Below are 24001 nucleotides of genomic sequence, written 5' to 3' on the forward strand. Positions count from 1 at the left end.
GCATTTCTATTCAGGAAATATAAAATTTCCCGGGAAAATATTATTTAAATAAAACTATTTTTGATGATAATTACTATGATTTTAAAGGAGGGAAGTCAGGATGTTTAAGAGGATGAAGGAAGATATTGAGGTTGTTTTTGAGCAGGATCCAGCAGCAAGAAGTTATTTAGAAGTAATACTAACGTATTCTGGACTTCACGCTATCTGGGCACATCGCATCGCCCACGCTCTCTTCAAAAGAAAGCTGTTCTTCCTAGCGAGGGCGATCTCTCAAGTCAGTCGTTTTTTTACTGGGATAGAAATTCATCCTGGTGCAAGAATAGGCAGGCGGTTTTTCATTGATCATGGCATGGGTGTGGTGATCGGGGAAACGTGTGAAATTGGTGATAATGTCACTGTTTTTCAAGGTGTTACTCTAGGGGGAACTGGAAAGGAAAAGGGCAAACGTCACCCGACTATTAAAGATAATGCCCTTATTGCAACAGGAGCAAAGGTGCTTGGTTCTATAACAATTGGAGAAAATTCAAAAGTAGGGGCCGGTTCTGTTGTCTTACATGAGGTTCCTCCTAATTCAACGGTTGTCGGCATTCCAGGCCGAGTGAAAGTTCAGGATGGGGTGAAAATAAGTAAAGACTTGAATCATTGTGATCTTCCTGATCCAATTGCAGATCGGTTTAAAGAGATGGAAAACGAACTAGCCAATTTAAAAAGTGAACTCGAGAATTTAAGGAAAGAAAGGAGTCAAGTTAATGACCATTCATATTTATAATACGTTAACAAGAAAGAAGGAGCCTTTTATCCCTTTAGAGGAAGGAAAGGTAAAAATGTATGTGTGCGGACCGACCGTTTATAATTATATTCATATAGGAAATGCCCGTCCGCCAATTGTATTTGATACAGTTAGAAGGTATTTTGAATATAGAGGATACGATATTAAATACATTTCCAACTTTACGGATGTTGATGATAAATTAATCAGGGCTGCAAGGGAGCTTGGTGAAGATGTGCCGACGATTGCCGAACGTTTTATCGATGCTTATTTCGAGGACGTTTCCGCACTCGGTTGCAAACGAGCTGATGCACATCCACGAGTAACGGAGAGTATGGATATTATTATTGAGTTTATTGAAACATTAATTGAAAAGGGATATGCTTATGAATCTGAAGGGGATGTGTATTTCCATACCCGTAAATTTGATGGTTATGGCAAGCTATCTCATCAATCAATCGATGAGCTGCGCTCCGGTGCGCGTATTGCTGTAGGTGAGAAAAAGGACGATGCCCTTGATTTTGCTCTTTGGAAAGCAGAGAAAGAAGGAGAGATTTATTGGGATAGTCCATGGGGCAAGGGGAGACCTGGCTGGCATATTGAATGCTCGGCAATGGCAAAGAAATACTTAGGTGAAACTATTGATATTCATGCAGGAGGACAGGATTTGGCCTTCCCTCATCATGAGAATGAGATTGCGCAATCTGAAGCAGTGAATGGGAAGACATTTGCTCGTTACTGGATGCATAATGGATATATCAATATTGATAATGAAAAAATGTCTAAATCGCTAGGTAACTTCGTCCTAGTCCATGACATTATCAAAAATCATGATCCACAGGTTCTTCGATTCTTTATGCTTTCAGTTCACTACAGAAATCCGATTAATTACAGTGAAGAATTATTAGAAAGTACAAAAGCAGCTTTAGAGCGAATTAAAACATCTTACCAGAATTTAAAACATCGCCAAGAAGCAAGTGCTAATCTTACAGACAATAATGAAGAGTGGATGAAAAAGATTGGTGTCTTACACGAAGAATTCATTAAGGCAATGGATGATGACTTTAATACTGCGAATGGGATTTCCGTTCTTTTTGAGCTTTCTAAACTAGCTAATTATTATTTAATGGAAAAAAATACATCAGTTCAAGTAATTGATGCTTTTACAAAGGAATTTGAGGAGCTTTTTCACGTTCTAGGTCTTTCTTTAGAAGTTACGCAAGAAGAATTATTGGATGAGGAAATTGATCAAATGATTGAACAGAGAAATCAGGCAAGGAAGGAACGAAACTTCCAATTAGCCGATGAAATTCGTGAGAAGCTGAAAGAAATGAATATCATCCTAGAAGATACACCTCAAGGGATAAGATGGAAAAGAGGCTAAATAAATGCTTCACTATGATAATAAAATTGATGAAAAACAGCTGAACAGTCTCGCCCTCGCCTATATGGGCGATGCTGTTTTTGAAATATATGTACGCAGACATCTAATTCAAAATGGAAAGGTGCGGCCAAATCAGCTTCATAGGGAAGCAACCCATTATGTGTCAGCAAAAGCACAATCGCAAATTGTTCATCAATTTATCGATTCTGGCTTTCTATCAGAAGAAGAGCTGGCCATTGTTAAAAGAGGAAGAAATGCAAAATCAGGTACAGTTCCAAAAAATACGGATGTCCAAACATACCGTTATAGTACGGCATTCGAATCGCTTATAGGCTATTTATATTTATCTGACCAAAAAGAGCGGCTAGAGGAAATAATTGCTGCAGCTTTTCAAATGGTTGAAGATAAGAAAGGAGGAACAGTGAAATGAACGAGGATATAATTATTGGGAAAAATCCTGTCATTGAAGCGTTGAAATCAGGAAGAGATATTAATAAGATTTTGGTTGCTGAAGGGTCTCAGGGCGGTCAAATGCAGCAGGTGATCGGTTTAGCAAAAGCGTCAAGTGTGTTTGTTCAATTTGTCCCAAAGAAAAAACTGGACCAAATCGCAGAAGGAAATCATCAGGGGGTTATCGCACAAGTTGCAGCCTATCAATATGCTGAAATAGACGATTTGTTTCATGCAGCTGAGAAGAAGAATCAAGCTCCATTCTTTTTATTATTGGATGAAATCGAGGATCCGCATAACTTAGGTTCGATTATGAGGACGGCTGATGCAGTAGGGGCTCATGGAATTATTATTCCCAAAAGAAGGGCTGTCGGTCTAACTGCTACAGTTGCAAAGGCTTCTACAGGAGCAATTGAGCATATTCCTGTTGTCCGTGTAACAAATATGGCAAGGACAATTGATGAACTAAAAGAGAAAGGTGTATGGATTGCTGGTACTGATGCAAAAGGCAGAGAGGATTACCGGCAGTTTGATGGAACATTGCCGTTAGGCTTAGTAATAGGCAGTGAAGGAAAAGGGATGGGGCGCCTAATACGTGATAAATGTGACTTTCTTATCCATTTGCCAATGGCAGGTCATGTGACATCCTTGAATGCATCTGTTGCTGCAGCACTCCTCATGTATGAGGTCTACCGGAAACGACACCCTCTAGAGGGATAAAGATGAACATCCTAATTGTTGATGGATATAATGTGATCGGTGCTTGGCCAGAGCTAAGAGCACTTAAAAACAAGGATTTATCCGCAGCTAGAGATCGCTTAATAGAAAAAATGGCAGAATACCGAGCATATTCTGGTTATAGGGTGATCGTTGTATTTGACGCCCATTTTGTGAAGGGAACAGAAAAGCAGTATAAAAATCATCAAGTAGAAGTAATTTTTACGAGAACAAATGAAACAGCGGATGAACGAATTGAAAAACTGGCTATAAGTCTCAATAATATAAAAACACAAATTCATGTGGCTACTTCAGATTACACAGAACAATGGGCAATCTTTGGACAAGGGGCACTGCGGAAATCATCAAGAGAATTATTGAATGAAATGAACAATATTGAAAATAGAATAGACAAAAAGGTAAAAAAAATACAAGAGGAAAAGCCTTTCTCTAGAATACCGCTTAGCAGCGAGGTATCAGAAATTTTCGAAAAATGGCGCAGAGGAAAGCAATGAGCGGTTGACGCTGGAAAAAAGCCTACTGTATAATATTTCTATCTATGTTTGTACGGTCGGAGGGATCTGTGTGGATACTGACTTAAAGGCAATCGACGAAAGTAATTTAAAGTATTTACAGCTTGAAGACGAAGAATTGGTTGATTTAGTTCATCGTGGAGAAAGTGAAGCATTAGACTATTTAATTCATAAGTATCGTAATTTCGTTCGTGCAAAAGCAAGATCCTATTTTTTGATTGGTGCAGATAAAGAAGATATTGTTCAAGAGGGAATGATTGGATTATATAAGGCGATTCGTGATTTCAAAGAGGACAAGCTCTCCTCATTCAAAGCCTTTGCTGAGCTATGCATTACGAGGCAAATTATCACAGCAATCAAAACAGCGACCCGTCAAAAACATATCCCATTGAACTCCTATGTATCTTTGGATAAGCCGATTTATGATGAAGAATCGGACCGGACGTTAATGGATGTCATTTCAGGAGCGAAGGTAATGGACCCTGAAGAACTAATTATTAATCAGGAGGAATTCGATCATATTGAAGTGAAAATGGCGGAGCTTCTGAGCGATTTGGAAAGAAAGGTACTTGCGCTTTATTTAGATGGCCAATCTTATCAAGAAATCTCAGAGGAGCTTAACCGACATGTGAAATCAATTGATAATGCCCTTCAGCGAGTAAAGCGAAAGCTAGAGCGGTATCTGGAGGTTCGTGAAATTTCTTTGTAATTAGCCAAGGATTACATTCTACTCTTTCTTCCAGTTTTCGCTGTTATTGACATCAATTATCGTCCGTGTTAAAGTTTTAAGGACGTAGAAGTATTTAGTAGGTGGAATGAATGAGGAAAAAAGCGGTACTAGCTTGTGCTGAGTGCGGTTCTCGAAATTATTCAACGATGAATAACAAAGAAACTGAACGTTTAGAGCTTAAAAAATTTTGTAAAACATGCAATAACCATACTACCCATCGCGAAACAAAGTAAGGTTTATAGATAAAATTTAAAAGGATATTTCTCTTGAAGTTGGGGGTTACGACATGCAACGCATCTTGAAGTTTTTCCGTGATGTTGGCCGTGAAATGAGAAAGGTCAGCTGGCCAAAGCGTAAAGAATTGACAAGTTATACAGTGACGGTTCTTGCAACAGTCGTGTTCTTTGCTGTGTTCTTTGCTGTAATTGATTTAGGTATTTCTGAACTGATTCGTTTAATTCTTGAATAACCCCTCTATGTCCATGGTATAATGGAGAATAACAGAGGAAACATTTGCAAAGCCCGGAAACGGGTTTTTTCATTTGGAAAAAAATACTCTACAATGAATAAAAGCCTAAAATTTATTATTACAGGGAGGGAAGGACGAACGAGTCCCCTTGAATGGAAAAGAATTGGTATGTTGTTCATACGTACTCAGGTTATGAAAACAAAGTAAAGGCTAACTTAGAGAAACGTGTAGAATCAATGGCGATGCAAGATAAAATTTTTCGGGTAATTGTGCCAGAAGAAGAAGAAACAGATTTCAAAAACGGAAAGAAAAAAGTTGTTAAACGAAAAGTTTTCCCTGGATATGTATTAGTTGAAATTGTCATGACTGATGATTCTTGGTATGTAGTCCGCAATACACCGGGTGTAACTGGATTTGTTGGCTCTGCTGGATCTGGTTCTAAACCAACTCCTTTATTGCCGGAAGAAGTAAATGTTATTCTGAAACGCATGGGTGTTGAAGAAAAACGTGTAGATATTGATTTTGAACTTGGAGAAACGGTACAAGTAAAAGAAGGACCGTTTGCAAACTTTACAGGTTCGATTGAAGATATTGATAAAGATAAAGCGAAAATAAAAGTTTTAGTAAATATGTTTGGGCGCGATACCCCGGTAGAACTAGACTTTTCGCAGATTGAAAAATTATAAAAAAATTAAGAGAAATGTTCGAAATATTGAGTGTCTATTCTTTAACTTCAAAAAGTTATCCTTGCTTATTTGAAAAAAACTTGAAATCATCTTTAAAAAGTGGTAACATTTCAAAGGTCAGTATGTCTCGGCAAGAGACCGGACAAATGCTAGAGTTCTTTATCTTTATATAAAGACTATAAGTTGAGTGGGAGGGAATATCCCTATTACCACATCACGGACTTTAAGGAGGTGTGTCTCGTGGCTAAAAAAGTAATCAAACTTGTTAAATTGCAAATTCCAGCAGGTAAAGCAAACCCTGCACCGCCAGTAGGTCCTGCACTAGGTCAAGCCGGTGTGAATATCATGGGATTCTGTAAGGAATTTAACGCTCGTACAGCTGAACAAGCTGGCTTAATCATTCCTGTTGAAATTACGGTTTTTGAAGACCGTTCATTTACATTTATTACGAAAACTCCTCCTGCTGCAGTTCTTCTTAAGAAAGCGGCTGGAATTGAGTCTGGTTCTGGTGAGCCAAACCGTAATAAAGTAGCAACAGTCAAGCGTGACAAGGTACGCGAGATTGCTGAAACAAAAATGCCTGATCTAAACGCTGCAAGTGTTGAAGCTGCAATGCGTATGGTTGAAGGTACTGCTCGCAGCATGGGTATCGTTATCGAAGACTAATCCATGATGCTGTTCAACGGGGTTGCGTTGCTGAATTTGGTTTCACACGCAACCCTTTGTGCGTCTAACAATAGTTCATAGCGCTAACGAAGCGCTAGTGCTTTTGTTACGTGGGAGGTTATTCCGTTAAAACCACAAATCAAGGAGGAAATAAAAATGGCTAAAAAAGGTAAAAAGTATTTAGAAGCTGCTAAGCTTGTAGATAGCATGAAGGCTTATCCAATTGGAGAAGCAATCGAACTTGCGAAGAAAACAAATTTTGCTAAATTTGATGCAACTGTAGAAGTAGCATTCCGTTTAGGAGTAGACCCTAAGAAAGCTGACCAGCAAATCCGTGGAGCAGTTGTGCTTCCAAATGGTACTGGTAAAACTCAGCGCGTCCTTGTTTTTGCTAAAGGTGAAAAAGCGAAGGAAGCAGAAGCTGCAGGAGCAGATTTTGTAGGAGATGCTGACTACATCAACAAAATCCAACAAGGTTGGTTTGATTTTGATGTAATCGTTGCTACACCAGATATGATGGGTGAAGTTGGTAAGCTTGGACGTGTATTAGGACCAAAAGGCTTAATGCCAAACCCTAAAACAGGTACAGTTACATTTGATGTAACAAAAGCTGTTCAAGAAATTAAAGCTGGTAAAGTTGAGTACCGTGTTGACAAAGCTGGTAACATCCACGTGCCAATCGGTAAAGTTTCATTTGAAAACGAAAAGCTTGTTGAAAACTTCAACACTATTTTCGATACAATGATGAAAGTTAAGCCTGCTGCTGCAAAAGGAACTTACATGAAGAACGTTTCTGTTACTTCAACTATGGGACCTGGCGTAAAAGTAGACCCTTCAACTGTAACAGTAAAATAATAACAATTGACAAACAAATATACATTTAGTAATATGTATTTTGTTGTGAAAATAAAATAACATTTTTACCGTAGACAGCAGGCGCATTAAAGCTTAATTTCCTGCCGAGGTATTACGATAAAGTTAATTGATTGATTAACTATTGTATACTTCCTCCACGTCTGCAAAGGTGTGGAGGTTTTTTATGGACGGTTTAAATGTAGAATTTCTACAGGAGGTGTAAAGATGAGCAGTGCTATCGAACAAAAGAAACAGATCGTAGAAGAAATTGCTGATAAATTTAAAGCAAGTGTATCAACGATTGTTGTTGATTATCGTGGTCTTACTGTTGGAGAAGTAACTGAACTTCGTAAACAACTTCGTGAAGCTGGTGTAGAATTCAAAGTTTACAAGAATTCATTAACACGCCGTGCGGCTGAAGCTGCTGAGCTTTCAGGCTTAAATGAAGTGTTAACAGGTCCTAATGCGGTTGCATTCAGTACTGAAGATGTAGTTGCTCCAGCGAAAATCATTAATGATTTTGCGAAAAAACATGAAGCGCTTGAAATTAAAGCGGGTGTAATTGAAGGTAATGTTGCTTCAGTTGATGAAGTGAAGGCTCTTGCAGAACTTCCATCACGCGAAGGTTTACTTTCTATGCTACTCAGCGTTCTTCAAGCACCAATCCGCAATCTTGCTCTTGCTGCAAAAGCTGTTGCAGATCAAAAAGAAGAACAAGGCGCGTAAGTTAAGGTTAGCGTTAAACTAATAGAATCAAACCAAATATAAGGAGGAAATTTTATCATGACTAAAGAACAAATCATTGAAGCAGTTAAAAATATGACTGTTTTAGAATTAAACGACTTAGTAAAAGCTATCGAAGAAGAATTTGGTGTAACTGCTGCAGCTCCTGTAGCTGTTATGGGCGGAGCTGCTGCTGGCGCTGCTGAAGAAAAAACTGATTTTGATGTAATCCTTGCTTCTGCAGGCGATCAAAAAATCAAAGTTATCAAAGTTGTACGTGAAATCACAGGTCTTGGACTTAAAGAAGCAAAAGAACTTGTTGACAACACTCCAAAACCACTTAAAGAAGGCGCTTCTAAAGAAGAAGCTGAAGAAATCAAAGCTAAACTTGAAGAAGTTGGAGCTGGCGTTGAAGTTAAGTAATATAAATATTGAAAAGCCCGCTGTATAGCGGGCTTTTTTTGACCCGAACAATGGGAATTTTATTCGTGAAAGAACATGTTTGAAAACCCCTTAAGCTTTCTACCATCCTTTCTCCGCCGGAGGTGAATTTATCTTGTCTGAGCACTATTATTCCAAAACACAAAAAGTTGAGAGTGACCCAAAATCTTGGAGTTTTACTCTTAATAATTTTTCGTTCCGATTCAAAACTGATAATGGAGTATTCTCTAAAAAGGAAGTTGACTTTGGATCGAGGTTATTAATAGAAGAGTTTGTTGAACCAGCTATAGAAGGGAACATTCTTGATGTTGGCTGTGGATACGGACCGATTGGGCTATCTGTGGCTAAACAGCTGGGAGATCGCCTTGTTCATATGATTGACGTAAATGAACGGGCACTGTCGCTTGCGGGAGAGAATGCGGCATTAAATGAAATTGAAAATGTTTGTATTTATGAAAGTGATCGTTTAGAAAATGTAAAGGGCAATCGGTTTGCTGCAATTTTAACAAACCCTCCAATTCGCGCCGGGAAAAAAGTTGTTCATGATATATTTGAACAAAGTTTTGAGTGCTTGCTTCCGGGTGGGGAACTTTGGGTTGTGATTCAAAAAAAGCAGGGGGCACCATCAGCGATTGAAAAAATGTCTGCAATTTATGGCGAAGTAGAGATTGTTGCAAAGAAAAAAGGATACTTTATTATAAAAGCGAAAAAAGATTGACTTGACTTTTTCTGTATGCTAGTATTATAAAATGCCAACATATTATATTCCGATTAATTACTAAAATGAACAAAAGCTGTATAAAATTGGTATTAATGGGAATGATAACAAAATAATTGTCGTAATGTGGAAATGTGGTTTTTTAGTTAAAACCCTTTTTCTTTTTGTCTAATCGAAAAGCGTAAGTTTCCTGAAGCTAGTATATCTAGCTCCAGTGTCTAGGGACGTAAGTCTAAGTCAATCGGTCCAAAAGGTTAAAGAACCACCTTTAGGTCGGCTTGTCTTATGCTTGTCGTCCCTGAGTGAGGCACTTCCGCTTTTCTAATAATAACGCTTGATTTGAGGGGTGAATCAGTTGACAGGTCAACTAGTTCAGTATGGACGACACCGCCAACGTAGAAGTTACGCACGAATCAGTGAAGTTTTAGAATTACCAAATCTAATCGAAATCCAAACCTCTTCTTATCAATGGTTTCTTGATGAGGGTTTACGCGAAATGTTCCATGACATTTCTCCGATTGAAGACTTTACTGGTAATTTGTCGCTTGAATTTATTGATTACAGCCTTGGCGAACCAAAATATTCCGTTCCGGAATCGAAAGAAAGAGATGTTACATATTCTGCACCTTTACGTGTGAAAGTGCGTCTTGTAAACAAAGAAACAGGCGAAGTTAAAGACCAGGATGTCTTTATGGGTGACTTCCCGCTTATGACAGAAACAGGTACATTTGTGATTAATGGAGCTGAGCGTGTTATCGTTTCACAGCTTGTCCGTTCTCCAAGTGTATACTTTAGTGGAAAACTAGATAAAAACGGGAAAAAAGGCTTTACTGCAACTGTAATCCCGAACCGCGGCGCTTGGCTAGAGTATGAAACAGATGCCAAGGATGTCGTATACGTTAGAATAGATCGTACTCGGAAACTGCCCGTTACGGTTCTTTTGCGTGCGCTTGGGTTCGGATCTGATCAAGAAATCATTGATTTGATTGGAGACAATGAGTACATCCGCAATACACTTGAAAAAGACAATACCGAAGGAACCGAAAAGGCGTTGCTAGAAATTTATGAGCGTCTTCGTCCTGGAGAACCACCGACAGTTGAGAACGCAAAAAGCCTATTAGTTTCAAGGTTTTTTGATCCAAAACGCTATGATTTAGCGAATGTTGGTAGATATAAGATTAATAAAAAACTTCATATTAAAAATAGATTGTTTGGTCAGCGCCTTGCAGAAACACTTGTTGACCCGGAAACAGGGGAAATTGTTGCTGAAAAAGGCGTTACGCTTGATCGCCGTACACTAGATCGAATCTTGCCTTATTTAGAAAAAAATATTGGCTTTAAAACGGTGAGCCTTGTAGGGGGCGTGCTGGAGGAAGATATTACGCTCCAGTCGATTAAAATCTATGCTCCAAATGAAGATGGCGAAAAGATTATTAATGTAATTGGCAATGCTTATGTGGAAGAGGCTGTAAAAAACATCTCTCCATCAGACATTATTGCATCAATTAGTTATTTCTTTAACCTGCTTCATTCAGTTGGTCTTACGGATGATATTGATCACCTGGGAAATCGCCGTCTGCGTTCTGTTGGAGAATTGCTTCAGAACCAGTTCCGTATTGGACTTTCAAGAATGGAACGTGTTGTTCGTGAAAGAATGTCCATCCAGGATACAAATACTATTACTCCGCAGCAGCTGATTAATATTCGACCTGTCATTGCATCAATTAAAGAATTCTTTGGCAGCTCCCAATTATCTCAGTTCATGGATCAAACAAATCCGCTTGCTGAGCTGACGCATAAACGCAGACTTTCAGCTCTTGGACCTGGTGGTTTGACACGTGAAAGAGCTGGGATGGAAGTTCGAGACGTACACTACTCTCACTATGGCCGGATGTGTCCAATCGAGACGCCAGAGGGTCCGAATATTGGATTGATCAACTCTTTATCATCATTTGCAAAAGTAAACCGATTTGGATTTATCGAAACACCTTTCCGTCGAATTGATCCTGAAACAGGAAAGGTAACTAGCCGAATCGATTATCTGACTGCAGATGAAGAAGATAATTATGTTGTTGCACAAGCAAACGTTCGTCTTGGTGATGATGGTTCATTCCTAGACGAGGAAGTTGTTGCTCGTTTCAGAGGAGAAAATACAGTTGTTGCCCGTGATCGAGTTGATTACATGGATGTATCACCTAAGCAGGTTGTATCTGCTGCGACAGCATGTATTCCTTTCTTAGAAAATGATGACTCCAACCGTGCGTTAATGGGAGCAAACATGCAACGTCAAGCTGTACCTTTAATGCAGCCGCAAGCGCCTCGTGTTGGAACTGGAATGGAGTATGTTTCAGGTAAGGATTCCGGAGCTGCGGTAATTTGTAAGCATGAGGGAATTGTTGAACATGTAGAGGCCCGTGAGGTATGGGTTCGCAGAATCAACACAATTGATGGTCAGGAAGTAAAGGGCGATCTTGATAAGTATAAATTACTTAAGTTCATCCGCTCAAATCAGGGAACTTGCTATAATCAACGCCCAATCGTGGCTGTTGGCAACCGTGTAACAAAAGGCGAAATACTTGCTGATGGACCATCAATGGAGCTTGGTGAATTAGCTCTTGGCCGCAATGTTCTAGTAGCCTTTATGACATGGGATGGCTATAACTACGAGGATGCAATTATCATGAGTGAGCGCCTTGTAAAAGATGATGTTTATACTTCAATTCATATCGAGGAATATGAATCTGAATCACGTGATACAAAGCTTGGACCAGAAGAAATTACGCGTGATATTCCGAACGTTGGGGAAGATGCCTTGCGTAACCTGGATGAGCGTGGAATTATTCGTACGGGTGCTGAAGTGAAGGACGGAGACCTCTTAGTAGGAAAAGTTACACCTAAAGGAGTAACAGAATTAACTGCTGAGGAAAGGCTGCTCCATGCGATCTTTGGTGAAAAGGCACGTGAAGTGCGTGATACTTCACTCCGTGTACCTCATGGCGGTGGCGGTATTGTTCTAGATGTAAAAGTCTTTAATAGAGAAGATGGAGATGAACTCCCTCCAGGAGTAAATCAATTAGTTCGTGTTTATATTGTTCAGAAGCGTAAAATCTCTGAAGGAGATAAGATGGCTGGACGACATGGGAACAAAGGGGTTATCTCACGGATTTTACCGGAAGAGGATATGCCTTATATGCCAGATGGCACACCTGTTGACATCATGTTAAATCCATTAGGGGTTCCTTCCCGTATGAATATCGGACAGGTGCTAGAGCTACACTTAGGAATGGCTGCTAGAGCACTTGGTATTCATGTGGCTTCTCCGGTCTTTGACGGAGCAAGCGAGGAAGATGTTTGGGCAACAATCGAAGAAGCTGGAATGGCACGCGATGCGAAAACAGTTTTATATGATGGACGTTCAGGAGAACCATTTGATAACCGTGTATCTGTTGGGGTCATGTATATGATCAAACTTGCGCACATGGTAGATGACAAACTTCATGCACGTTCAACTGGACCATACTCACTTGTAACTCAGCAGCCGTTGGGTGGTAAAGCGCAATTTGGCGGTCAGCGTTTTGGTGAGATGGAGGTATGGGCACTTGAAGCTTATGGTGCTGCATATACGTTACAAGAAATATTAACTGTTAAGTCAGATGATGTTGTCGGACGTGTGAAAACGTACGAATCCATTGTTAAAGGTGAAAATGTCCCTGAACCTGGAGTACCGGAATCATTTAAGGTACTTATTAAAGAACTTCAAAGCTTAGGTATGGATGTGAAGATCCTTTCTGGGGACGAAGAGGAAATTGAAATGCGTGATACGGAGGATGACGAAGAAGTGCAGCAAGCTGAATCCTTAGCGATTGCTCCGGAACCGCAAAGCGTTGAACAAGAGGAAGTTGTTACAAAGGAATAACTTCAAAGAGAATAAAAATTCAAGTGTTTTCTACTCCTTCAGCCTCCGTTTACAAGATTTAACGGAGGCTAAAAGGATAATATAGTTGCACCCTGTTTGCTACATATGGGCAATAAGGGAAAAGCCCGGAGATCAAAAGGGAGGTAGGCCCCTTGCTAGATGTAAACAATTTTGAGTATATGAAAATCGGCCTGGCTTCACCAGATAAGATCCGTTCATGGTCACATGGTGAAGTGAAAAAGCCGGAAACAATTAATTACCGTACATTAAAGCCGGAAAAAGATGGTTTATTCTGTGAGCGCATTTTTGGTCCAACGAAGGATTGGGAATGTCATTGCGGAAAATATAAAAGAGTTCGCTATAAAGGTGTAGTTTGTGATCGATGCGGTGTGGAAGTAACCCGTGCAAAGGTCCGCCGTGAAAGAATGGGACACATCGAGCTAGCTGCTCCGGTATCTCATATTTGGTATTTTAAAGGAATTCCAAGTCGTATGGGACTCGTTCTTGATATGTCTCCTCGTGCGCTTGAAGAAGTTATTTATTTTGCCTCTTATGTAGTGACTGAGCCAGGTGATACAGCACTTGAGAAGAAACAGCTGCTTTCAGAAAAAGAATACCGTGCGTATCGCGAAAAATACGGAAATAAGTTCCAAGCATCAATGGGTGCTGAGTCCATCAAAAAACTCCTTTCTGATATTGACCTTGACAAAGAAGTCGATATCCTAAAAGAAGAATTAAGAACAGCCCAAGGGCAACGAAGAACACGTGCGATTAAGCGTTTAGAAGTACTAGAGGCATTCCGTGGGTCAGGCAATGAACCATCTTGGATGATTCTTGATGTTCTTCCGGTTATTCCTCCAGAATTGCGTCCAATGGTACAGCTTGATGGCGGCCGTTTCGCAACTTCAGACCTTAATGATCTTTACCGTCGAGTGATTAACAGAAATAATCGTTTAAAACGTTTATTAGATCTTGGTGCACCTAGCATTATCGTACAGAATGAAAAGAGAATGCTTCAGGAAGCGGTCGATGCATTAATCGATAATGGACGCCGCGGACGTCCGGTTACAGGTCCAGGTAACCGTCCGTTAAAATCTCTTTCTCATATGCTGAAAGGTAAGCAAGGCCGTTTCCGTCAAAACCTTTTAGGGAAACGTGTTGACTACTCTGGCCGTTCGGTTATTGTTGTCGGACCAAATTTAAAAATGTATCAGTGTGGTCTTCCTAAAGAAATGGCATTAGAACTATTTAAGCCATTTGTTATGAAAGAATTAGTTGAAAAGGGTTTATCACATAATATCAAATCAGCAAAACGCAAAATTGAAAGAGTGCAGCCTGAAGTATGGGATGTACTTGAAAGTGTCATTAAAGAACATCCAGTTCTTCTGAATCGTGCACCAACTCTTCACAGACTAGGTATTCAGGCATTTGAACCAACGATTGTTGAAGGGCGTGCGATACGTCTGCATCCGCTTGTGTGTACTGCGTACAACGCAGACTTTGACGGTGACCAAATGGCTGTTCACGTTCCGCTTTCATCTGAGGCACAAGCTGAAGCTAGATTATTAATGCTTGCTGCTCAAAACATTTTGAACCCGAAAGACGGAAAACCAGTTGTTACTCCTTCTCAGGATATGGTGTTAGGGAACTATTACCTAACAATGGAAAGAGATGGAGCCGTCGGAGAAGGAATGATTTTTAAAGATATAAATGAAGCGCTGCTTGCTTATCAAAATGGGTATGTGCATTTGCACACTCGTGTAGCTGTTCACGCTGGGTCTTTAAAAAATCCAACCTTTACCGAAGAAGAAAACAATAAGTTATTAATAACAACGGTTGGGAAGTTAGTATTTAATGAGATTTTACCAACATCATTCCCATATATTAATGAACCGACAAAGCATAATCTTGAGGTAGAGACACCAAAGCAGTATTTTGTTGATCAGGGTGCGGATGTTCCATCAATTATTCGAGAAATGCCGCTAGTAGATCCATTTAAGAAGAAAATTCTAGGGAATATTATTGCGGAAGTATTTAAGCGATATAAGATTACGGAAACATCGAAAATGCTTGACCGCATGAAAGACCTTGGCTTCAAATACTCTACAAAAGCTGGAATTACCGTTGGTGTAGCTGACATCGTTGTACTTGGTGAGAAAGAACAGATTATTAACGATGCTCAAAATAAAGTTGATAACGTTATGAAGCAATTCAGACGCGGACTTATCACTGAAGATGAGCGCTATGATCGTGTCATTTCAATTTGGAGTGCTGCGAAAGATGTAATTCAAGAAAGACTAATGAAATCACTTGATAAATCGAACCCAATCTTTATGATGAGTGACTCTGGTGCCCGTGGTAACGCTTCTAACTTCACTCAGTTAGCAGGTATGCGCGGACTCATGGCGAACCCGGCTGGACGAATCATTGAATTGCCGATCAAATCAAGTTTCCGTGAAGGATTAACAGTATTAGAGTACTTTATTTCTACGCACGGTGCTCGTAAAGGTCTTGCGGATACAGCGTTGAAAACGGCTGACTCAGGTTACTTAACGCGCCGTCTTGTAGATGTAGCGCAAGATGTCATTGTTCGTGAAGATGATTGTGGAACAGATCGCGGCTTAAAAATTAGCTCGTTGAAGGATGGCACTGAAGTGATTGAAACGCTAGAGGAACGTCTAATCGGGCGTTATGCTAGAAAATCAATTAAACATCCTGAATCGAATGAAGTAATTGTGCCGGAGAATGGTTTAATTACAGAAGATCTTGCTGAAGCAGTAATCAAAGCGAATATTGAAGAAGTTTGGATTCGATCAGCGTTTACATGTAATACACGTCATGGTGTTTGTAAGAAATGTTACGGACGCAACCTTGCAACTGGTCAAGAGGTAGAGGTAGGAGAAGCTGTAGGTATTATTGCTGCTCAATCTATCGGTGAACCAGGTACACAGTTAACTATGCGTACCTTCCATACTGGCGGAGTTGCGGGAGACGATATTACACAAGGTTTACCGCGTATTCAAGAGATTTTTGAAGCGCGTAACCCTAAAGGGCAGGCAGTTATTACTGAAATCGAAGGTGTTGTCGTTGGCATCAACGAAGGCCGTGATCGACAGCAGGAAATTGTTGTTCAAGGTGAAGTGGAATCACGGACGTATACAGCTCCTTACACTTCTCGATTAAAAGTAGCTGTAAATGACCATGTAGAACGCGGTCAGGAGCTAACAGAAGGTTCAATTGACCCGAAAGAATTAATAAGGGTAAAAGATGTAACAGCAGTACAAGAGTACTTGTTGCGTGAAGTACAAAAGGTTTACCGTATGCAAGGGGTAGAAATTGGCGATAAGCACGTTGAGGTTATGGTTCGTCAAATGCTTCGTAAGGTACGGGTTATTGATGCAGCAGAAACAGATGTACTTCCTGGTACATTATTGGATATTCATCAGTTTACTGATGCGAACGAAAAGGCTCTTCTTGCTGGAAAACTACCAGCAACAGGCCGTCCAGTATTACTTGGTATTACGAAAGCTTCTCTTGAAACAGATTCATTCTTATCTGCGGCATCTTTCCAAGAAACAACAAGAGTTCTTACAGATGCAGCAATTAAAGGGAAACGTGATGAACTGTTAGGTTTAAAGGAAAATGTAATTATTGGAAAACTCGTCCCTGCTGGTACAGGTATGCAGCGATATAGACGTGCAGAACCATACACAAATGAGGAAGCAGCTGAGGATGCTGTAACAGTAGAGTAGAGTTTTGCCTTGGTGCTAGCTGATTTAATCAGCTAGCACCAAATTTTTTCGATAATCTTGTTAATAAAAGTAGAATGATTGTTGACATAGGAAATCGAAAATGGTAATATAGCAAAGGTGCTCCTATTAACCGAATACTTTGGAGGATATCGTTCATGTCTTATGAAAAAGTATTGCAGGCAAAACATGTCGTAATAGGAACAAAGCAAACGGTGAAAGCACTAGGTCAAGGAACAGTTAAAGAAGTTGTAGTTGCTAAAGATGCAGACCATAAGGTCATAGCGAAAGTGGTAAATGCGGCAGAAGAAAAGTTTGTTCCTGTTTTGTATGTTGATTCAATGAGAAAGCTTGGAAAAGCATGCGGAATAGATGTAGGTGCGGCAACTATTGCAATAATTAATTAAAAACTGTTTTTGTAGATATATATCTGCGAAGACTTTGTTTTTTGTAACAAAATGAACCACCTGGATGTGTGGGCTTAACAAAAATGAAGGGAGGACAATTACATGCCTACTATTAACCAATTAGTGCGTAAACCTCGTCAAACAAAAGAGGAGAAATCTAAATCACCAGCACTAAATAAAGGCTATAACAGCTTTAAGAAAGCACAAACTAACGTATCTTCACCACAAAAACGCGGTGTATGTACTCGTGTTGGTACAATGACACCGAAAAAACCTAACTCAGCGTTACGTAAATATGCGCGTGTTCGTTTATCTAACGGAATCGAGGTTAATGCTTACATTCCTGGTATCGGACACAACCTACAAGAACACAGCGTTGTGTTAATCCGTGGCGGACGTGTGAAAGACTTACCGGGGGTACGTTACCACATTGTACGCGGAGCGTTAGATACAGCTGGTGTTGCAAACCGTATGCAAGGACGTTCTAAATACGGTGCGAAGAGACCAAAAGCACCTAAGAAATAATTAACCAAAATATTAACGTAAAGAATTTCCGAAAGGAGGAAATAATATGCCACGAAAAGGTCCTGTAGCAAAAAGAGATGTATTGCCGGATCCGATTTATAATTCAAAGCTTGTTAGCCGTCTAATCAACAAGATGATGATCGATGGTAAAAGAGGTAAATCACAAGCTATTTTATACTCTGCATTTGATATTATTAGCGAGCGTACTGGCAAAGAGCCAATGGAAGTATTTGATCAAGCACTTAAGAACATTATGCCAGTACTTGAAGTTAGAGCACGCCGTGTAGGTGGAGCAAACTACCAAGTACCAGTTGAGGTGCGTCCTGATCGCCGTACAACTCTAGGTCTTCGCTGGTTAGTAAACTATGCGCGTCTTCGCGGAGAAAAAACGATGGAAGAGCGTTTAGCTAACGAAATCTTAGATGCAGCTAACAACACTGGTGCATCTGTTAAGAAACGTGAAGATACACACAAAATGGCAGAAGCAAACAAAGCATTTGCTCACTACCGCTGGTAAGATAAAAAGACTAATTAAAATAACACTCATACTAGGAAGGAGAAAGACCCAATGGCAAGAGAGTTCTCCTTGAAAAACACTCGTAATATCGGCATCATGGCTCACATCGATGCCGGTAAGACAACAACAACGGAGCGTGTACTTTATTACACAGGTAAAATCCACAAAATTGGTGAAACACATGAAGGTGCTTCACAAATGGACTGGATGGAGCAAGAGCAAGAACGTGGTATTACAATCACTTCTGCTGCAACAACTGCTCAATGGAAAGGTCACCGTGTAAACATTATCGATACACCAGGACACGTAGACTTCACAGTTGAAGTAGAACGTTCACTTCGTGTACTCGATGGTGCTGTGGCTGTTCTAGATGCTCAATCTGGTGTTGAGCCTCAAACTGAAACTGTTTGGCGTCAAGCTACAACATACGGAGTACCGCGTGTTGTATTCGTTAATAAAATGGACAAACTTGGTGCAGACTTCTTATACTCTTTAAAAACACTTCATGATCGCCTACAAGCGAATGCAGCTGCTATTCAATTACCAATTGGTGCTGAAGATCAATTCGAAGGGATTATTGACCTTATCGAAATGAGAGCTACATTCTACGGAAACGATTTAGGAACTGATATTGAAGAGCGTGAAATTCCTGCAGAATACATGGATCAAGCTGAAGAGTACCGTGAAAAGTTAATCGAAGCGGTAGCTGAACTTGATGAGAATTTAATGGAAAAATACCTTGGCGGAGAAGAAATCTCTAACGAAGAGTTAAAGGCTGCTATCCGTAAAGGTACTGTAAATGTTGAATTCTACCCAGTAATCTGTGGTTCTGCTTTCAAAAACAAAGGTGTTCAAAAAATGCTTGATGCAGTAATTGACTATCTTCCATCACCACTTGATGTACCTGCAATTAAAGGTACTCTTCCAGATAGTGATGAAGAAGTTGAACGTCATTCAAGTGACGAAGAGCCATTCGCTGCTCTTGCATTCAAAGTTATGACGGACCCTTATGTTGGTAAACTTACATTCTTCCGTGTGTATTCTGGAACATTGAATTCTGGTTCATATGTTCAAAACTCTACTAAAGGTAAACGTGAACGTGTAGGACGTATCCTGCAAATGCACGCTAATTCCCGTGAAGAGATTTCAACAGTATATGCAGGAGATATTGCTGCGGCTGTAGGTCTTAAAGACACTACAACTGGAGATAGTCTATGTGATGAAAAGAGTCTAGTTATTCTTGAATCTATGGAATTCCCAGAGCCAGTTATTCAATTATCTATCGAGCCTAAGTCAAAGGCAGACCAAGATAAGATGACTACAGCTCTTCAAAAATTACAAGAAGAAGATCCAACATTCCGTGCGCATACTGATCAGGAAACTGGACAGGTTATTATCGCAGGAATGGGTGAACTTCACCTTGACATCCTTGTTGACCGTATGAAACGTGAATTCAAAGTGGAAGCTAACGTTGGTGCACCTCAAGTTGCATACCGTGAAACTTTCCGCGCTTCTGCTTCAGTTGAGGGTAAATTTGCTCGTCAATCTGGTGGACGCGGACAATTCGGTCACGTTTGGATTGAGTTCTCTCCAAACGATGAAGGTAAAGGCTTCGAATTCGAAAATGGCATCGTTGGTGGGGTAGTTCCTCGTGAATACATCCCAGCTGTTCAAGCAGGACTTGAAGATGCTCTTGATAGAGGAGTACTTGCTGGTTATCCGTTAGTTGATATCAAAGCAAGATTATTTGACGGTTCATACCATGATGTTGACTCATCAGAAATGGCGTTTAAAATTGCTGCATCTATGGCTCTTAAAAATGCCGCTTCAAAGTGTAGCCCAGTCATTCTTGAACCAGTAATGCGTGTCGAAGTAATTATCCCTGAGGAGTACTTAGGAGATATTATGGGTAACATCACATCTCGTCGTGGACGTGTAGAAGGTATGGACGCTCGCGGAAACGCACAAGTTGTTCGTGCGATGGTTCCACTTTCTGAAATGTTTGGCTATGCAACATCATTACGTTCAAGCACACAAGGTCGTGGGGTATTCTCAATGCACTTCGATCATTATGAAGAAGTACCAAAGTCGATTTCAGAAGAAATCATCAAAAAAAATAAAGGTGAATAATTGATTTTACCTTATTAATCAAGTATAACTACTTATGTAGGCTAATTTGCTGCAAAAAGAATATTCTTTTTGCAGCTCATCCAAATACTTAACTTTTATAATTTAAAGGAGGATTTTCCTAATGGCAAAAGCTAAATTTGACCGTTCAAAACCCCATGTTAACATTGGTACAATCGGACACGTTGACCATGGTAAAACTACTTTAACAGCTGCAATCACTACTGTACTTGCAAAAGCAGGTGGCGGTGAAGCACGCGGTTATGACCAAATCGATAACGCTCCTGAAGAAAAAGAGCGTGGAATTACAATCTCAACTTCTCACGTTGAGTACGAAACTGAAAACCGTCACTATGCACACGTTGACTGCCCAGGACACGCTGACTATGTTAAAAACATGATCACTGGTGCTGCTCAAATGGACGGCGGTATCCTTGTAGTATCTGCTGCTGATGGCCCAATGCCACAAACTCGTGAGCACATTCTTCTTTCTCGTCAAGTAGGTGTACCTTACCTTGTTGTATTCATGAACAAGTGTGATATGGTAGACGATGAAGAACTTCTTGAATTAGTTGAAATGGAAATTCGTGATCTATTATCAGAATATGAATTCCCTGGCGACGACATTCCAGTTGTTAAAGGTTCAGCTCTTAAAGCTCTTGAAGGCGAAGCTGAATGGGAAGAGAAAATTATCGAACTTATGGCTGCAGTTGATGAGTACGTTCCAAACCCAGCTCGTGACACTGAAAAGCCTTTCATGATGCCGGTTGAGGATGTATTCTCAATCACTGGTCGTGGAACTGTTGCTACTGGACGTGTTGAACGTGGAGTAGTTAAAGTTGGGGATGTTATCGAAATCACTGGTTTTACAGAAGAGCCAAAATCTACAACAGTAACTGGCGTAGAAATGTTCCGTAAATTACTTGACTATGCAGAAGCTGGAGACAATATCGGTGCACTACTTCGTGGTGTTGCACGTGAAGATATCCAACGTGGTCAAGTACTTGCAAAGCCAGGTACAATTAAGCCACACACAAAGTTCAAAGCAGAAGTTTATGTTTTATCAAAAGAAGAAGGTGGACGTCACACTCCATTCTTCACAAACTACCGTCCTCAGTTCTACTTCCGTACAACTGACGTAACTGGTATTTGTAACCTTCCTGAAGGCGTAGAAATGGTTATGCCTGGAGACAACATTGAAATGCACGTTGAGCTTATCGCTCCAATCGCTATCGAAGAAGGAACTAAGTTCTCAATTCGTGAAGGCGGACGTACAGTAGGCGCTGGCGTTGTTGCTACAATCGTTGAATAATTAACTTTTAAAACCAGATGGGTGACGATCCATCTGGTTTTTTATTTGAAAGAATGATTGGTTTTTAGTTGAGTTCTTTCTATAATAATACCCTCAGGTCTAGAATGATAATGAGAGCTGAGAAACGATAGTATTCGTTTATTTGAAATAATTGGTTTGTTCGTATCAGGCTTGAAAAAGTCATTACGTGCCGTTATAATTATACGAGTATGCAAAACCAAAAGAAATTATATGAAACTCTTGCATTTCATTATTAATTTCTGTATAATAGGCAATGTTGGTCTTTGACTGCGATGATGTGAAAGGTTGCTGACACACCCGGCCGCTTTGCCATGGCGAGTGTGTGGGAAATTTTCACTGAGAATGTCTATTTGAAAATAGGCGAAAAGGAGGGAAAATAATGGCAAAACAAAAAATTCGTATTCGTTTAAAAGCGTATGATCACAGAATCCTTGATCAATCTGCTGAAAAGATTGTTGAGACTGCAAAACGTTCTGGTGCGGCTGTTTCTGGTCCGATTCCATTACCAACTGAAAAGTCTATTTACACAATCCTTCGTGCGGTTCATAAGTATAAAGATTCTCGTGAACAATTCGAAATGCGTACGCATAAACGTCTAATCGACATCATTAACCCAACACCACAAACAGTTGACTCGCTAATGCGTTTAGACTTACCATCTGGTGTAGATATCGAAATTAAACTTTAATAATAAATGAAAAACAAACTAGGAGGTGTGACTGATATGACCAAAGGAATCTTAGGAAGAAAGATTGGTATGACTCAAGTGTTTGCTGAAAACGGTGAACTTATCCCGGTAACAGTTGTTGAGGCAGCTTCTAACGTTGTTCTTCAAAAGAAATCAGTTGAAACTGATGGCTATGAAGCAATTCAAGTTGGATTTGAAGATAAACGTGAAAAGCTATCTAACAAACCTGAAAAAGGACATGTTGCAAAAGCTAACACTGCTCCTAAGCGCTTCGTACGTGAATTACGTGGAGTGAATTTAGGAGATTATGAAGTTGGTCAAGAAGTCAAAGTTGATATTTTTGCAGCAGGTGAAACTGTTGATGTAACAGGAATCTCAAAGGGTAAAGGTTTCCAAGGTGCTATTAAGCGTCATGGACAATCTCGCGGACCAATGGCTCACGGTTCACGTTACCACCGTCGCCCAGGTTCAATGGGTCCTGTAGCTCCAAACCGTGTATTTAAAGGTAAATTATTACCTGGACGTATGGGTGGAGACCAAGTAACTGTTCAAAACCTTGAAATTGTAAAAGTTGATGTTGAACGCAATCTTTTACTTATTAAAGGAAATGTACCAGGTGCTAAAAAAGCAATGTTAAAAATTAAAAGTGCGGTAAAAGCATAGTAATAAGTCGGAAAGGAGGAATAAAGAATGCCGAAAGTAGCATTATACAGCCAAGCTGGATCAAAGGTTGGAGAAATCGAACTTAATGATACAGTATTTGGAATCGAGCCTAACAACCATGTATTATTTGAAGCGGTTGTTATGCAAAGAGCTTCTTTACGTCAAGGAACTCACAAAACTAAAATTCGCTCTGAAGTAGCAGGCGGTGGACGTAAGCCATGGCGCCAAAAGGGAACAGGCCGTGCACGTCAAGGTTCTATCCGTTCTCCACAATGGCGCGGAGGTGGTACTGTTTTTGGACCTGTGCCACGCAGCTATAGCTACAAGCTTCCTAAAAAAGTTCGTCGCTTAGCTATTAAATCTGCATTATCTTCTAAAGTATTAGGTGAAAATGTATTAGTATTAGAAAGCCTTGCTTTCGAAACTCCAAAGACAAAAGACTTTAAAGGTGTACTTAAAGGCCTTTCTGTTGATACAAAAGCGTTAATCGTAACAGCTGACCTAGATGAAAATGTAGCATTATCTGCTCGTAATATCCCTGGTGTAACAGTTGTGACGGCTTCTGGAATCAATGTATTGGATGTTCTAAATCATGATAAATTAATCATGACGAAGGCAGCGGTTGAAAAAGTAGAGGAGGTGCTTGCATAATGGATGCACGCGATATCATTAAGCGCCCCGTAATCACTGAACGTTCTACTGATCTTATGGCTGAAAAAAAATATACGTTTGAAGTTGATGTTAAAGCCAATAAAACACAAGTTAAGGATGCTGTTGAAGCGATCTTTGGCGTGAAAGTTGAAAAGGTCAACATCATGAATTACAAAGGTAAATTCAAGCGTATGGGTAAATTTGGCGGATACACAAACAAACGTCGTAAAGCAATTGTGAAATTAACAACTGACAGTCAAGAAATCGAGTTTTTCGAAGCTTAA

At 40.0% G+C, this 24001-nt stretch carries 25 protein-coding genes and 1 other annotated feature; all 25 genes read left to right on the forward strand.

The window, feature by feature from the left end; all coding sequences use genetic code 11:
• Positions 1–100: 100 nt before the first annotated feature.
• Positions 101–769 (forward strand): serine O-acetyltransferase, encoded by a 669-nt coding sequence (gene cysE, locus C1726_RS06025; protein WP_102272400.1) that lies wholly within the window; start codon positions 101–103, stop codon positions 767–769.
• Complete coding sequence (cysS, locus tag C1726_RS06030; RefSeq protein ID WP_102272401.1) at positions 750–2153, forward strand: cysteine--tRNA ligase; 1404 nt, start codon at positions 750–752, stop codon at positions 2151–2153. The genes cysE and cysS overlap by 20 nt, the downstream gene beginning before the upstream one ends.
• Positions 2154–2157: 4 nt before the next feature.
• Positions 2158–2583 carry a Mini-ribonuclease 3 gene (locus C1726_RS06035; RefSeq protein WP_102272402.1) on the forward strand — a complete coding sequence of 142 codons (426 nt, stop codon included), beginning with the start codon at positions 2158–2160 and terminating at the stop codon, positions 2581–2583.
• Positions 2580–3323, forward strand: a complete 744-nt coding sequence (gene rlmB, locus C1726_RS06040; protein ID WP_102272403.1) for a 23S rRNA (guanosine(2251)-2'-O)-methyltransferase RlmB — start codon at positions 2580–2582, stop codon at positions 3321–3323. The genes C1726_RS06035 and rlmB overlap by 4 nt, the downstream gene beginning before the upstream one ends.
• A gap of 2 nt (positions 3324–3325) precedes the next feature.
• Positions 3326–3835 (forward strand): NYN domain-containing protein, encoded by a 510-nt coding sequence (locus C1726_RS06045; RefSeq protein WP_102272404.1) that lies wholly within the window; start codon positions 3326–3328, stop codon positions 3833–3835.
• Positions 3836–3839: 4 nt separating this feature from the next.
• Positions 3840–4562: an RNA polymerase sporulation sigma factor SigH gene (gene sigH, locus C1726_RS06050; RefSeq protein ID WP_322090962.1), complete on the forward strand. Its 723-nt coding sequence runs from the start codon at positions 3840–3842 to the stop codon at positions 4560–4562.
• 110 nt (positions 4563–4672) lie between these two features.
• Positions 4673–4816 carry a 50S ribosomal protein L33 gene (gene rpmG / locus C1726_RS06055; protein WP_102272405.1) on the forward strand — a complete coding sequence of 48 codons (144 nt, stop codon included), beginning with the start codon at positions 4673–4675 and terminating at the stop codon, positions 4814–4816.
• A 53-nt stretch (positions 4817–4869) separates the two neighbouring features.
• A complete protein-coding gene (secE, locus tag C1726_RS06060; RefSeq protein ID WP_057767177.1) occupies positions 4870–5052 on the forward strand; it encodes a preprotein translocase subunit SecE in 183 nt (60 codons plus the stop codon).
• Between the two features lie 152 nt (positions 5053–5204).
• Positions 5205–5738, forward strand: coding sequence for a transcription termination/antitermination protein NusG (gene nusG, locus C1726_RS06065; protein WP_053478276.1), 534 nt, complete (start codon positions 5205–5207; stop codon positions 5736–5738).
• Positions 5739–5978: 240 nt separating this feature from the next.
• Positions 5979–6404, forward strand: coding sequence for a 50S ribosomal protein L11 (gene rplK / locus C1726_RS06070; RefSeq protein ID WP_009336545.1), 426 nt, complete (start codon positions 5979–5981; stop codon positions 6402–6404).
• Between the two features lie 156 nt (positions 6405–6560).
• Positions 6561–7259 carry a 50S ribosomal protein L1 gene (gene rplA, locus C1726_RS06075; RefSeq protein WP_056681733.1) on the forward strand — a complete coding sequence of 233 codons (699 nt, stop codon included), beginning with the start codon at positions 6561–6563 and terminating at the stop codon, positions 7257–7259.
• A gap of 50 nt (positions 7260–7309) precedes the next feature.
• Positions 7310–7452 (forward strand) — a sequence feature (ribosomal protein L10 leader region).
• A gap of 32 nt (positions 7453–7484) precedes the next feature.
• Positions 7485–7985 (forward strand): 50S ribosomal protein L10, encoded by a 501-nt coding sequence (gene rplJ, locus C1726_RS06080; protein WP_102272406.1) that lies wholly within the window; start codon positions 7485–7487, stop codon positions 7983–7985.
• A 57-nt stretch (positions 7986–8042) separates the two neighbouring features.
• Positions 8043–8405 (forward strand): 50S ribosomal protein L7/L12, encoded by a 363-nt coding sequence (rplL, locus tag C1726_RS06085; RefSeq protein ID WP_102272407.1) that lies wholly within the window; start codon positions 8043–8045, stop codon positions 8403–8405.
• A gap of 133 nt (positions 8406–8538) precedes the next feature.
• Positions 8539–9141, forward strand: a complete 603-nt coding sequence (locus C1726_RS06090; protein ID WP_102272408.1) for a class I SAM-dependent methyltransferase — start codon at positions 8539–8541, stop codon at positions 9139–9141.
• 355 nt (positions 9142–9496) lie between these two features.
• Complete coding sequence (rpoB, locus tag C1726_RS06095; protein WP_102272409.1) at positions 9497–13057, forward strand: DNA-directed RNA polymerase subunit beta; 3561 nt, start codon at positions 9497–9499, stop codon at positions 13055–13057.
• Positions 13058–13209: 152 nt separating this feature from the next.
• Positions 13210–16809 (forward strand): DNA-directed RNA polymerase subunit beta', encoded by a 3600-nt coding sequence (rpoC, locus tag C1726_RS06100; protein ID WP_102272410.1) that lies wholly within the window; start codon positions 13210–13212, stop codon positions 16807–16809.
• Between the two features lie 155 nt (positions 16810–16964).
• On the forward strand, positions 16965–17213 hold the full coding sequence (locus C1726_RS06105) for a 50S ribosomal protein L7ae-like protein (protein WP_102272411.1): 249 nt from the start codon (positions 16965–16967) through the stop codon (positions 17211–17213).
• Positions 17214–17315: 102 nt separating this feature from the next.
• Positions 17316–17738, forward strand: coding sequence for a 30S ribosomal protein S12 (rpsL, locus tag C1726_RS06110; protein WP_057776533.1), 423 nt, complete (start codon positions 17316–17318; stop codon positions 17736–17738).
• A gap of 46 nt (positions 17739–17784) precedes the next feature.
• Positions 17785–18255, forward strand: a complete 471-nt coding sequence (rpsG, locus tag C1726_RS06115; RefSeq protein ID WP_009336565.1) for a 30S ribosomal protein S7 — start codon at positions 17785–17787, stop codon at positions 18253–18255.
• A gap of 51 nt (positions 18256–18306) precedes the next feature.
• Complete coding sequence (fusA, locus tag C1726_RS06120; protein WP_102272412.1) at positions 18307–20385, forward strand: elongation factor G; 2079 nt, start codon at positions 18307–18309, stop codon at positions 20383–20385.
• A gap of 121 nt (positions 20386–20506) precedes the next feature.
• Complete coding sequence (gene tuf, locus C1726_RS06125; RefSeq protein WP_102272413.1) at positions 20507–21694, forward strand: elongation factor Tu; 1188 nt, start codon at positions 20507–20509, stop codon at positions 21692–21694.
• 400 nt (positions 21695–22094) lie between these two features.
• Positions 22095–22403 (forward strand): 30S ribosomal protein S10, encoded by a 309-nt coding sequence (rpsJ, locus tag C1726_RS06130; RefSeq protein ID WP_009791329.1) that lies wholly within the window; start codon positions 22095–22097, stop codon positions 22401–22403.
• Between the two features lie 36 nt (positions 22404–22439).
• The gene (gene rplC / locus C1726_RS06135; RefSeq protein ID WP_053478265.1) at positions 22440–23066 is read left to right on the forward strand and encodes a 50S ribosomal protein L3; all 627 of its coding nucleotides are present in this window, start codon (positions 22440–22442) and stop codon (positions 23064–23066) included.
• A gap of 27 nt (positions 23067–23093) precedes the next feature.
• Positions 23094–23717, forward strand: coding sequence for a 50S ribosomal protein L4 (rplD, locus tag C1726_RS06140; RefSeq protein WP_102272414.1), 624 nt, complete (start codon positions 23094–23096; stop codon positions 23715–23717).
• Positions 23717–24001: a 50S ribosomal protein L23 gene (rplW, locus tag C1726_RS06145; RefSeq protein ID WP_102272415.1), complete on the forward strand. Its 285-nt coding sequence runs from the start codon at positions 23717–23719 to the stop codon at positions 23999–24001. The genes rplD and rplW overlap by 1 nt, the downstream gene beginning before the upstream one ends.

It is taken from the genome of Cytobacillus massiliigabonensis, assembly GCF_900199725.1.
Taxonomy (GTDB): Bacteria; Bacillota; Bacilli; order Bacillales; family Cytobacillaceae; genus Cytobacillus; species Cytobacillus massiliigabonensis.

Coding starts and splice junctions, on each gene's coding strand:
- nusG (WP_053478276.1), top strand. CDS start 5,205: ATGGAAAAGAATTGGTATGTTGTTCATACGTACTCAGGTTATGAAAAC.
- rplA (WP_056681733.1), top strand. CDS start 6,561: ATGGCTAAAAAAGGTAAAAAGTATTTAGAAGCTGCTAAGCTTGTAGAT.
- cysE (WP_102272400.1), top strand. CDS start 101: ATGTTTAAGAGGATGAAGGAAGATATTGAGGTTGTTTTTGAGCAGGAT.
- rplW (WP_102272415.1), top strand. CDS start 23,717: ATGGATGCACGCGATATCATTAAGCGCCCCGTAATCACTGAACGTTCT.
- fusA (WP_102272412.1), top strand. CDS start 18,307: ATGGCAAGAGAGTTCTCCTTGAAAAACACTCGTAATATCGGCATCATG.
- rlmB (WP_102272403.1), top strand. CDS start 2,580: ATGAACGAGGATATAATTATTGGGAAAAATCCTGTCATTGAAGCGTTG.
- tuf (WP_102272413.1), top strand. CDS start 20,507: ATGGCAAAAGCTAAATTTGACCGTTCAAAACCCCATGTTAACATTGGT.
- C1726_RS06045 (WP_102272404.1), top strand. CDS start 3,326: ATGAACATCCTAATTGTTGATGGATATAATGTGATCGGTGCTTGGCCA.
- rplL (WP_102272407.1), top strand. CDS start 8,043: ATGACTAAAGAACAAATCATTGAAGCAGTTAAAAATATGACTGTTTTA.
- rpsL (WP_057776533.1), top strand. CDS start 17,316: ATGCCTACTATTAACCAATTAGTGCGTAAACCTCGTCAAACAAAAGAG.
- cysS (WP_102272401.1), top strand. CDS start 750: ATGACCATTCATATTTATAATACGTTAACAAGAAAGAAGGAGCCTTTT.
- rplJ (WP_102272406.1), top strand. CDS start 7,485: ATGAGCAGTGCTATCGAACAAAAGAAACAGATCGTAGAAGAAATTGCT.
- secE (WP_057767177.1), top strand. CDS start 4,870: ATGCAACGCATCTTGAAGTTTTTCCGTGATGTTGGCCGTGAAATGAGA.
- rplC (WP_053478265.1), top strand. CDS start 22,440: ATGACCAAAGGAATCTTAGGAAGAAAGATTGGTATGACTCAAGTGTTT.
- rpsG (WP_009336565.1), top strand. CDS start 17,785: ATGCCACGAAAAGGTCCTGTAGCAAAAAGAGATGTATTGCCGGATCCG.
- rpsJ (WP_009791329.1), top strand. CDS start 22,095: ATGGCAAAACAAAAAATTCGTATTCGTTTAAAAGCGTATGATCACAGA.
- C1726_RS06035 (WP_102272402.1), top strand. CDS start 2,158: ATGCTTCACTATGATAATAAAATTGATGAAAAACAGCTGAACAGTCTC.
- rpmG (WP_102272405.1), top strand. CDS start 4,673: ATGAGGAAAAAAGCGGTACTAGCTTGTGCTGAGTGCGGTTCTCGAAAT.
- C1726_RS06105 (WP_102272411.1), top strand. CDS start 16,965: ATGTCTTATGAAAAAGTATTGCAGGCAAAACATGTCGTAATAGGAACA.
- rplD (WP_102272414.1), top strand. CDS start 23,094: ATGCCGAAAGTAGCATTATACAGCCAAGCTGGATCAAAGGTTGGAGAA.